Source organism: Granulicoccus phenolivorans DSM 17626 = NBRC 107789 = JCM 15570 (genome assembly GCF_000423085.1).
Taxonomy (GTDB): Bacteria; Actinomycetota; Actinomycetes; order Propionibacteriales; family Propionibacteriaceae; genus Granulicoccus; species Granulicoccus phenolivorans.
Genome location: NZ_AUHH01000033.1, coordinates 37507 through 48083 on the forward strand (window position 1 = coordinate 37507; position 10577 = coordinate 48083).

9 protein-coding genes are annotated in these 10577 nt (G+C 69.1%); 5 read left to right on the top strand and 4 right to left on the bottom strand.

Annotated elements, in window-relative coordinates; all coding sequences use genetic code 11:
* Position 1 precedes the first annotated feature (1 nt).
* The 4 genes from glpX to G531_RS0113410 all read right to left on the bottom strand — a co-directional run bounded on the left by glpX (position 2) and on the right by G531_RS0113410 (position 5709).
* The gene (glpX, locus tag G531_RS0113395) at positions 2–1033 is read right to left on the bottom strand and encodes a class II fructose-bisphosphatase (RefSeq protein WP_026927651.1); all 1032 of its coding nucleotides are present in this window, start codon (positions 1031–1033) and stop codon (positions 2–4) included.
* A 183-nt stretch (positions 1034–1216) separates the two neighbouring features.
* Positions 1217–1870: a DedA family protein gene (locus tag G531_RS0113400; RefSeq protein WP_026927652.1), complete on the bottom strand. Its 654-nt coding sequence runs from the start codon at positions 1868–1870 to the stop codon at positions 1217–1219.
* A gap of 282 nt (positions 1871–2152) precedes the next feature.
* Positions 2153–4795: a pyruvate, phosphate dikinase gene (gene ppdK / locus G531_RS0113405; RefSeq protein WP_026927653.1), complete on the bottom strand. Its 2643-nt coding sequence runs from the start codon at positions 4793–4795 to the stop codon at positions 2153–2155.
* A gap of 26 nt (positions 4796–4821) precedes the next feature.
* Positions 4822–5709 (bottom strand): pyruvate, water dikinase regulatory protein, encoded by an 888-nt coding sequence (locus G531_RS0113410; RefSeq protein WP_026927654.1) that lies wholly within the window; start codon positions 5707–5709, stop codon positions 4822–4824.
* 63 nt (positions 5710–5772) lie between these two features.
* Here G531_RS0113410 and G531_RS0113415 point away from each other — a divergent pair, with 63 nt between their 5' ends.
* The 5 genes from G531_RS0113415 to G531_RS0113435 all read left to right on the top strand — a co-directional run bounded on the left by G531_RS0113415 (position 5773) and on the right by G531_RS0113435 (position 10575).
* On the top strand, positions 5773–6789 hold the full coding sequence (locus G531_RS0113415) for a class I SAM-dependent methyltransferase (protein ID WP_051215478.1): 1017 nt from the start codon (positions 5773–5775) through the stop codon (positions 6787–6789).
* Between the two features lie 83 nt (positions 6790–6872).
* Positions 6873–7682 carry a YwiC-like family protein gene (locus tag G531_RS0113420; protein ID WP_026927656.1) on the top strand — a complete coding sequence of 270 codons (810 nt, stop codon included), beginning with the start codon at positions 6873–6875 and terminating at the stop codon, positions 7680–7682.
* A gap of 129 nt (positions 7683–7811) precedes the next feature.
* Positions 7812–8675 carry an aldose epimerase family protein gene (locus G531_RS0113425; protein WP_162143180.1) on the top strand — a complete coding sequence of 288 codons (864 nt, stop codon included), beginning with the start codon at positions 7812–7814 and terminating at the stop codon, positions 8673–8675.
* On the top strand, positions 8672–9346 hold the full coding sequence (locus G531_RS22535) for a lysoplasmalogenase family protein (protein WP_051215479.1): 675 nt from the start codon (positions 8672–8674) through the stop codon (positions 9344–9346). The genes G531_RS0113425 and G531_RS22535 overlap by 4 nt, the downstream gene beginning before the upstream one ends.
* Before the next feature lie 32 nt (positions 9347–9378).
* Positions 9379–10575, top strand: coding sequence for an ATP-binding protein (locus tag G531_RS0113435; protein WP_026927658.1), 1197 nt, complete (start codon positions 9379–9381; stop codon positions 10573–10575).
* Positions 10576–10577 lie beyond the last annotated feature (2 nt).

The following is a 10577-nucleotide window of genomic DNA, read 5'->3' on the forward strand; positions in this document are numbered from 1 at the left end:
CTCAGAATTCGCCGAGCTCGGGGCCGGACCCGTGACGCTCGGCGTAGTCGTGCACCTTGGTCAGGTTGTGCAGGGCGTCGACGAACCGGACCGTGCCGGAGGAGGACCGCATCACGATCGACTGGGTCGAGGCACCGCGCGCGGAGAAGTGGACGCCGTGACACATGTCCCCGTCGGTGATGCCTGTGGCGACGAACAGGGTGTCCTTGCTGCCGACCAGGTCGTAGGTGTCCAGGACCTGGTCGGGGTCGATGCCCGAGGCGATGGTCTTCTGCCGCTCCTCGTCGCTGGTGGGGGCGAGCTTGGCCACGATCCGCCCGCCCATGGCGTGCATCGCGCAGGCGGTGATGACGCCCTCGGGCGAGCCGCCGATGCCGGCCAGCAGGTCGACATCGTTCAAGTCGTCGGCCGCGGCGACCGAGGCGGCCACGTCACCATCGGTGTAGAGCCGGGTGCGGGCCCCGGCCGCGCGGATCTCGGCCATCAGCGGCTTGTGCCGGTCGCGGTTCAGCAGGGCCACGGTCACATCGCCGATCGCCTTGCCCTTGGCCTTGGCGATCTTGGCCAGGATGTCGGCGATCGGGGCCTCGATGTCGAGCGCGTCGGCGGCCTCGGGCCCGGTGGCCAACTTGTTCATGTAAAAGCACTCGGTATTGGTGAACATGGTCCCCGCCGGCGACGCCGCGATCACCGCGATGGAGTTGCGCATGCCCTCGGCCATCAGCCGGGTCCCGTCGATCGGATCGACCGCGATGTCGATCGCCGGACCCGACCCCGCCCCGACCTTCTCCCCGTTGTGCAGCATGGGGGCCTCGTCCTTCTCCCCCTCCCCGATGATGACGGTGCCGTCCATCCGGATCGCGTTGAGCACCGAGCGCATCGCATCCACCGCACCCCCGTCGCCGGCGTTCTTGTTGCCGCGCCCGATCCAGTAGGAAGCGGCCAAGGCGGCCGCTTCGGTGGCTCGCATCAGATCCAGGCCGAGATTGTGGTCAGGCAGCATAAAGGTCTGCTGGGTGCTCGCATCGGTCATCGTGGCAGCTCCGTTCCGAGGGGTTTGGGCACAGTATGGCAGTTGGCCCGCCGGGCGATGTCCGAATGCCCGGTGACGCTGCCCACATCCCGAACCCGAACGGTCCGATGCTGCCGGAGCACAATTCGGGCGCGCCGCGGCACAGTGCCGCGGCGCGCCCGGAAGTGACGGAAGTGACTCGGCTCAGGCCGACTCGCCCGCGGCCTCCTCGGCCGGGGCCGGCTGGCGGTTGCGCAGCCCCTTGATGATCGAGAACGCCACCGGGATCAGCGACAGCGCCACGATGGCAACCGCGATCAGGTCCACATGGTCACGCACGAACGGAACCCCGCCCAGCAGCGAGCCCGCGACGATCATCACCGTCGCCCACGCGGTGCCACCGATGATGTTCCACAGCAGGAAGCGCGGGTAGCGGTAGCGCGCCATCCCGGCCACCAGCGGCACATAGGTGCGCACCAGCGGAACGAACCGGGCCAGCACCAGCGAGACGCCACCGTACTTGGCGAAGAACCGCTCGGCCTTCTCCAGGTAGGCGGTCTTCAGGAAGCGGGCATCGGGCTTGAAGAGCTTGCGACCGAACTTGATCCCGAGGAAGTAGCCGACCTGGTCACCCAGGATCGCCGCGACCGCGGCGACGAGGATCAGCACCGGCAGGGTGAGGTTCAGCGGCTGATGCAGCAGGCCGGCGGTGAACAGCAGCGAGTCACCGGGCAGGAACGGAAACAGCACCCCTGATTCGATGAACACCATCAGGGCAATGCCGAGCAACGCCCACGGACCCCATCCGTTCAGCAGGGTCACCGGGTCGAAAAGGTTCATCGGAACCATCAAGGTCATCACCCAATGAAGGTACGCCCACTTGCCCGCGCAGCCATCACCGAAACCCGCACCCCGGCATTCTCCGGGCCCACGGTCGGATCAGGTTCGGCCCGTGGGCAGAGAAAACCCCCGAACAACCCCGGATCGGTCCGAACCTGTCCCGATTCTGCCACCAGCGGCTCCGATTCGCCCCGATCCGGCCAATTTCGGGCACCTGGAGTCAAAATCGGGACACAACCGGCCGGTACCGAACGCACAAGCGCCCGGGACCACCGGGTCCCGGGCACTTGGTGGGGTCGATCAGCGCTGGTTCAGCACCGCGCGGGCCGCCGCGAACCGGGCAATCGGCACCCGGAAGGGCGAGCAGGACACATAGTCCAGCCCCAACTTCTGGAACAGCTCGATCGAAGCCGGGTCACCGCCGTGCTCGCCGCACACGCCCAGCTTCAGCTCCGGCTTGACCGCCCGGCCCTTTTCGACACCGATCCGGACAAGTTCGCCGACCCCGTCGACGTCGATGGTCGCGAACGGGTTGGACTTGATCACGCCGTCATCGACATAGTGACCGAGGAAGCCGTTCTCCGCGTCATCCCGGGAGATCCCGATCCCGGTCTGGGTCAGGTCGTTGGTCCCGAAGGAGAAGAAGTCGGCATACTTCGCGATCTGATCGGCCACCAGCGCGGCCCGCGGCAGTTCGATCATCGTGCCGACGGTGTAGGGCAGTTCCTTGCCGGCCAGTTCCAGCTCGTCCTCGACCGCGTCGACCACGATCTCGCGCTGGATCTTGATCTCGGCCTGCAGCGCGACCAGCGGGATCATGATCTCGACCTCGACGGTCTCCCCCTCCCGCTCCAGCACCGCCAGCGCCGCCCGGATGATCGCGCGGGCCTGCATCTCGGGAATCTCCGGGTACAGCATCGCCAGCCGGCAACCGCGGGTGCCGAGCATCGGGTTCTGCTCGTGCAGCCGCTTCACCTGCGCCAGCGTCTTGCGCTCGGCGGCCAGCTCGGCCGGATCGCCCCCGGTCAGCTCCAGCTTCTGCACCAGCAGGGACTGATCGACCAGGCTCGGCAGGAACTCGTGCAGCGGCGGATCGAGCAGCCGCACGTTGACCGGCAGCCCCTTCATCTCGGTGAAGATGGCCTCGAAGTCGGCCTGCTGCATCGGCAGGATCTCCGCGAGGGCGTCCGCGCGCTCCTCGTCGGTCTCGGCCAGGATCATCTTGTGCATCGCCGGGAGCCGGTCGGCGGCCATGAACATGTGCTCGGTGCGGCACAGGCCGATGCCCTCGGCACCGAGTTCGCGGGCCTTGGCGGCGTCGGGGCCGTTGTCGGCATTCGCGCGTACGCCCAACTGGCGCACCTCGTCGGCCCAGGAAACGACGTTGGAGAAATCGTCGTTGATCTGCGCGGGAACCAGCGCCAGCGCCCCGAGGAAGACCTCACCGGTGCCGCCGTCCAGGGTGACCGTGTCGCCGTGCTTGACCACGGTGCCGTCGATGGTGAACTGCTGGTTCTCCAGGTCGATCCGCAGCCCGGGCACACCGGCCACACAGGGCTTGCCGAACCCGCGCGCGACCACGGCCGCGTGCGAGGTCATCCCGCCGTGGGAGGTCAGCACACCCTGCGCCTGCAGCACCCCGTGAATGTCGTCGGGCGTGGTCTCGAAGCGGACCAGGACGACCTTCTCCCCGTTCTCGCCCCGCTCGGCGGCCTCGTCGGCGGAGAACACCACGGTACCCACGGCCGCGCCCGGCGAAGCGGGCAGACCGGTGGCGAGCGCGGTGACGGTGTTGTTCGGGTCGATGGTCGGGTGCAGCAGTTGGTCGAGCTGGGCCGGCTCGATCCGCTGCAGCGCCTCCTCCTTGGTGATCAGCCCCTCGGCGACCATGTCCGAGGCGGTCTTGATCGCCGCGGCCGCGGTGCGCTTTCCGGTGCGGGTCTGCAGCATGAACAGTTCACCGTTCTCGATGGTGAACTCCATGTCCTGCATGTCGCGGTAGTGCTGCTCCATCTTGTTCATGGTGTCCAGCAGCGCGGCGTACGCCTCGGGGAGCACCTGCTCCATCTCCGCCAGCGGCCGCGGGGTGCGGATCCCGGCGACGACATCCTCGCCCTGGGCGTTGGTGAGGAACTCGCCGTACAGCTCCTTGACGCCGGTGGACGGGTTCCGGGTGAACAGCACCCCGGTCGCCGAGGTCTCGCCCCGGTTGCCGAAGACCATCTGCTGCACGTTCACCGCGGTGCCCAGGTCGGCGGAGATGTTATTGGCCTTGCGGTAGACCTCCGCGCGCGGGTTCAGCCAGGACTTGAAGACCGCGTCGATCGCGCGGCGCAGCTGCTCGACCGGGTCGGAGCTCCACTCGCCGCCGAGCTCGTCGCTGGCCAACTTCTTGTAGCGGGCGACCAGTTCCTTGAGGTCCTCGGTGGTCAGATCGGTGTCCTGCTCGGCACCCTTCTCGAGCTTGAGCGCGGCCAGCGCATCCTCGAACACGTGGGAGGCGATACCTTCGACGACCTCGCCGTACATGGAGATGAAGCGGCGGTAGGAGTCCCACGCGAACCGCTCGTTGCCGGCCTCGCGGCCCAGCGCGTCGACGGTCTCATCGGAGACGCCGAGGTTGAGGATGGTGTCCATCATGCCCGGCATCGACTGCACCGCACCGGAGCGAACCGACAGCAACAGCGGCTTCTCGGTCGCGCCGAGCTTGCGCCCGGTCCGCTCCTCCAGCCGGGCCAGCGCCTCGGTGACCTCGCCCCACAGGCTTTCGGGCCACTCGCCGCCACGGTTCATCGTCTCCACACACGCCTGCGTGGTCACGGTGAACGCATCGGGGACCGGCACCCCGAGGGAGGCCATTTCGGCCAGGCCTGCGCCCTTTCCACCGAGCAGTGGCTTCATCGAGGCGTTACCGTCGGCCAGGTCATAGACGTACTGCGTCATTGCCATCTCTCCTTTGCTCCCCCAGCTCAGGGTTCGGGGTCGAATTCGTGCAAGGTCCCGGTTCGGACCTTGGCTCCGTGGGCCGCAGCGCGCGATTCCACGATGTCGATGATTCGGACGGCGGATTCCTCCAGGGCCGTCCGGGTCGTATCGAGCACCGGCGCTCCGAGCCGCTTCTGGACCGCGGTGATCTCGTCGAGTTCTTCGACGATCCGGCCCAGATCGGTATAGCCGTCCTTGCGTCGGCTGCGCCCGCCCATCGCGGCGACCCGGCGTTCGCGGATCTGCTGCAGGCGTTCGGGATGGATCGTCAGGCCGACGATGCGCCAGCGTTCGATCTCGAAGAGTTCCTTGGGCGGCTCGAGGCCGGCCACCAGGGGGATGTTCGCGGTCCGGAACCCGAGGTAGCCCAGGTACATCGACAGCGGGGTCTTGCCGCAGCGGGACGCGGCGATGATCACGATCTCGGCGTCCTTGAGCCGGTGGGTGAGCTGCCCGTCGTCGTGCCGGATCGCGAACTCCATCGCCGCGATCCGGGTGAAGTAGTCGGTGTCGACGCTGACCGGGCGGGCCGCGGCCAGGTCCGGGCTGCTGCCCAGGGCGGACTCGAGCTGCCGCAGCGCCGGACCGAGCGAATCGATGTGCTCCAGGCCCATCTCGCGGCAGGCCTCGGCGACCATGTCGCGCAGTACCTGGTCGACCAGGGTGGTGAACACGGCCACCTTCATGGTGGCGGCGTCCTCCTTGATGTCCTCGAAGATCGGGAACAGCTTCTCCGGCGACGTCACCCGCGGATGCCGGATGAGCCGGAAGATGTGATGCGGAAATTGGGCCTGACAAGCGCGGGCGAGCCGGGCTGCGGTCTCGCCCGTGGAATCAGCGATCACATGGATCCGCAGCGATTCATCCGGCATGGGGTCAACCTACCGGGGGTGAGCGGGATCACGCATTCTGGTTCCATCAGAAAGAATGGCCCGGTGACCCAGGTTCCCGATCCCCCGCCCGAACCCGCCGCCGGGCTCGATCCGGTGGATCGGCTGCTGATCGACGAAATGCCCCCTGCCCCGGGCCGGCTGCTGGTCCTGGATGCCCCCGAGTTGGCGAACGCCCTGGCCGCGGAGCATCCGGTGGTCGGCTGGTGCGACTCGCTGCTGGCCGAACAGCGGCTGCGGGTCCCGGTGGTCGATCCGGCGACCGCGACCGTCGACACCGTGCTGATGCGTACGCCGAAGGCGGTCGGCGCGCTGGGCGAGTACGCCGAGTGGGTCGCCCGGGACGACATCGCACTGCTGGCCGGCGGCCGGGTCAAGTATCTGACCCACTCGATGAACGACGCACTCGCCGCCCGCTTCGGCAGCGTCCGGGCCAGCCTCGGCCGGCAGAAGTCCCGGGTGCTGCATGCCCGACAGCCGCGACCGGGCACGCCGACCTGGCCCCGCCGGGCGACCGTCGACCTGCCGCCGGCCCTGGGCGGGCCACTGGTCCTCAGCGCCCACGGGGGCACCTTCGCCGGCACCCGGATCGACCCCGGCACCCGGGTCCTGGTCGACCTGCTGGACCGGCTCCCGGCCGCGACCCCGGCGCTCGACCTGGGCAGTGGCAACGGGACGCTGAGTGCGTTGCTGGCCCGCCGTGGGCATCCGGTCACCGCGCTCGATGAGTCCTGGGCGGCGACCGCGGCGACCCGGGAAACCCTGGCCGCCAACGGGCTGACCGGGACGGTCCGACGGGCCGACGGGCTCACCGGGCTGCCCACCGGATCGGTTCCGCTGATCGTGTGCAATCCGCCCTTCCACGTCGGGACCGCGAAGGATTCCGGGCCGGCGTACGCGATGATCGAGCAGGCGGCGCGGGTCCTCGAACCGGGCGGGGAACTGTGGCTGGTGTTCAACGCGCACCTGCCCTACCTGCCGACCCTGCGGCGCCGGATCGGGCCGACCGAGATCGTCAGCCGGCACCCGAAATACCTGGTGACGCGCTCGGTCCGGGGCTGAGTGTCGCCGGAATCACACCGCACCGTCCACAGCGCTGCGCCTTTTTCCACAGGACAGCCGTGGAAAATCTCTAGACTGAGGTCATGACGACCCTGGCGCGCCCGCGACCCCGGAACCGCCGGTCCCGTGCCGGCTGGATCCCGAATCAGCACGGCGCCTGGGCGATGCTGCTCACCCCGTATCTGCTGGGGGTGACCCAGCGGGTCCTCGCCGGGGGATGGTCGGCGCATCTGCTGCCGCTGTTCGGGACGTGGTTGTTCGGCTATTTCGCCTTCTTCGCCGCCTCGCAGTGGCTGAAGTCGCATCGCCAGCCCCGATTCCGCCGCCCGATGCTCACCTGGACCGCGGTCGCGGCCGGGTTCGGGGTGCTCACGCTGCTGTGGGGTACGCCGGTGCTGCTCACCTGGGTCCCGGCGTACGCCGTGCTGCTGACTCCGGCCCTGGTGCTGGCGTGGCGCCGCCACGAACGCGACCTGCTGGGCGGGTTGCTGACCACCGCCGCGGCGTCGTTGATGGCGCAGACGGTCCGCTTCGACAGTGCCCCGGCCGCGCTGGGGTCGTCCTGGCTGCTCCCGCTGGTGTGTTTCGGGTACTTCTTCGGCACGGTGCTCTACGTCAAGACGCTGATCCGCGAGCGCGGCAGCCGGCCCTGGTTGGCCGCCTCGATCGGGTACCACGCCGCCGGCGCGCTCGGCTTCGCAGTCGCCGCCGCGCTGGGAGCGGTCTCGATCTGGGTGCCGGTGTTCTTCGCCGCGCTGACCGCCCGGGCGGCGCTGGTGCCCCTGCTCGGTCCCGGGCGCGGGCGTACGGTCACCCCGAAGCAGGCCGGCATCGGCGAGGCGGTCGCGACTGTGGTGCTGGTCGGCCTGGTGCTCGGGCTCGGGCTGGGCTGACCCCGGCCGAACCGGTGCCCTGGATCATCCGGTGCCCCTGAATCATCGGGCCATCCCGGAAGCCCCGACCCGGTGGCGCGCTCGGTACCATTTCCCGAAGACCAGCCGACCCCCACCAGCTAGGCAATCGTGTACGAACGCACTCAGGCAGGAATCGAGGGTCACAGCAGCGGCACCGTGCCCGGCGGCGGCAGCTTCGTGATCCACGACCGCGGCGCGCAGATCGCCGCATGGAGTCCCGGTTCCCAACCGGTGATCTGGTACAGCCGGGAGAACATCTACCAACCCGGGCCGACCGTGCATTCGGGGATTCCGGTCTGCTTCCCGTGGTTCGCCGAGGGGCCGAGCCGCACCCCGTACACGCCGCGACACGGCTTCGCCCATGAGGTCGACTGGCACCTGGTTCGCAGCGAGATCAGTGACGGCGAGGTCACCCAGGAGTGGAGCTGCACCGAGGCCGACGTCGCCGATCGTCGCTTCTTCACCCACCCGTTCCTGGCCCGGACGCAGTACCGCTTCGGCCCCGAACTGGAGTTGCGGCTGCGGGTGCACAACACCGGCACCGATTCCTTCAGCTACGAGGGCGGCCTGATCCCGCACCTGCGCGTCGGCCAGGTGGCGCGGGCCGGGATCGACGGCCTGGGCGGAGCGGACCTGGTCGACCTGCAGACCGGCCGGGAGGACACCCAGGTGGGCACCCTGCACATCCCGGGCGGGCACCAGCTGGACCAGATGTTCGAATCGACCCAGCCGGTGGTGATCTCCGATCCGGTGCTGCATCGCCGGATCATTCTGCGCGGAACCGGTCACTCGCACATCGCGGTGTGGAACCCGGGCGCCGAACGGGCGGCCACCACCCCCGAACTGACCGAGGAGTGGCCCGAGATGCTGTGTGTGGGATTTTTCCAGCACGGGCGTGGGGCGGTGCGGTTGCTGCCGGGTCAGTCGACGGTGCTGATTCTGCGGATCGCGGTCGAGGAGATCCCCGGATGAACCGACTGCGCTGGATCCCGTTCCTGCTGGCGGTCGCGGCGAACCTGATCGGGATCGCCGTGGGGCAGACGACGGTGTCGAGTGTCGCCCAGGTCCTGCTGATGCCGACGCTGCTGCTGGCGGCCCGGAACATCGGTCGGCTGGGGGTCGCCGCGCTGCTGCTGGCCTGGTTGGGCGACACCGTCCCGAGGTTCCTGTCCGGCGATCCGGGGCTGCTGGCCCTGATCGGCTTCTTCCTGGCCTCGCAGGTGCTGTGGCTGCTCGCCCTGTGGCGCTATCGGCACGACGGCCTGTGGCCCCGGACGTGGGGGCAGTTGTGGGCCGAGCCGCATCGGTGGTGGACCCTGGCGTACGTCCTGTATCCGCTGGTGATGGTCGCGGTGGTGGTGCCACGCGCGGGCTGGCTGGGCACGGCGGTGGTGGCGTACGCGCTGGCGGTGGTGCTGATGGCGTACGTGGCGACCGGGCTGGGGCTGTGGGGCACCGTGGCCGGGATCTCCTACGTGGTGTCGGACTCACTGCTGGCCCTGCGACTGTTCGGCTTCTGGCCGACCACGCCGACCGTGTCGTTCGCGGTGATGGCGACCTACACGCTGGCCCAGGGGCTGCTGGTGCTGAGTCTGGGCCGAAAACGGCGCGCCTCGGTCTCGGAGTCGCTGCGCGCCTCTTAGCTGAGCGCTAGATACGCGAATAGATTGTCCGGGTGGATCCGATCAACAATCCGTACGCCCCCGGCGCCGGGCAGCGTCCGCCGGAACTGGCCGGCCGCGACGAACAGATGCGCATGTTCGAGGTTGTCGTCGAGCGCATCGGCCGGGGCCGGCCCGAGCGTTCGATCGTGCTCACCGGGCTGCGCGGGGTCGGCAAGACGGTGCTGCTCAACTCGCTGCGCTCGGCCGCGGTCCGGGCCGGCTGGGGTACCGGCAAGTTCGAGGCCCGACCCGATCACGGGATCCGGCGGCCGATCGCGTCGGCGCTGCATGTGGCGGTCCGCGAACTGGGCCATCCCTCCGCCGACGACACCCAGCACGTGCTGGGGGTGATCAAGTCCTTCGTGCAGCGCGATGCGCCCGCGGCGGCCAAGCTGAAGGACAAGTGGCAGCCGGGGATCGACGCGGCCGCGGTGACCGGACGGGCCGACTCCGGGGACATCGAGATCGACCTGGTGGAGCTGCTGACCGATGTCGGCGGGCTGGCCCAGGACGTCGGCAAGGGGATCGCGATCTTCATCGACGAGATCCAGGACCTGCAGCCCGACGATGTGTCGGCGGTGTGCGCGGCCTGCCATGAACTGTCCCAGACCGGACTGCCGGTGATCGTGGTCGGGGCCGGGCTGCCGCATGTGCCCGCGGTGTTCTCGGCATCGAAGTCCTATTCGGAGCGGCTGTTCCGGTACTCCCGGATCGATCGACTGGACCGGGCCGCGGCGGCGCAGGCGCTGCAGGCTCCGGCCGAGGACGAGGGCGCCCACTTCACCGAGGATGCGCTGGCGACGATGTACGAGGCGACCGGGGGTTACCCGTACTTCATCCAGGCGTACGGGAAGGTCGCCTGGGATCTGGCCCCGCAGTCCCCGATCACCGCCGACGATGTCGCGATGGCCGCGCCGGAGGCGGAATCGGAGCTGGCGATCGGGTTCTTCGGGTCCCGGTTCGAGCGGGCCACCCCCGGGGAGCGGGAGTACCTGCGGGCGATGGCCGATGTGGCGTACGAGAACCCCGACACCGACGATGAGGCGGTGGCAACCGCGCAGGTCGCCCAGCATCTGGGCCGCAAACCGCAGTCTCTGTCCCCCGCGCGCGATGCCCTGATGAAGAAGGGCCTGATCTATTCCGGGGAACGGGGTCGGATCGCGTTCACCGTGCCGCACTTCGGACGGTACTTGCGCGCCCAGGGATGATG

Excerpts from the sequence above, each read along its gene's own strand:
- glpX (WP_026927651.1), bottom strand. The coding sequence starts at position 1,033 with ATGACCGATGCGAGCACCCAGCAGACCTTTATGCTGCCTGACCACAAT.
- G531_RS0113410 (WP_026927654.1), bottom strand. The coding sequence starts at position 5,709 with ATGCCGGATGAATCGCTGCGGATCCATGTGATCGCTGATTCCACGGGC.
- G531_RS22535 (WP_051215479.1), top strand. The coding sequence starts at position 8,672 with ATGAACCGACTGCGCTGGATCCCGTTCCTGCTGGCGGTCGCGGCGAAC.
- G531_RS0113400 (WP_026927652.1), bottom strand. The coding sequence starts at position 1,870 with ATGACCTTGATGGTTCCGATGAACCTTTTCGACCCGGTGACCCTGCTG.
- ppdK (WP_026927653.1), bottom strand. The coding sequence starts at position 4,795 with ATGACGCAGTACGTCTATGACCTGGCCGACGGTAACGCCTCGATGAAG.
- G531_RS0113420 (WP_026927656.1), top strand. The coding sequence starts at position 6,873 with ATGACGACCCTGGCGCGCCCGCGACCCCGGAACCGCCGGTCCCGTGCC.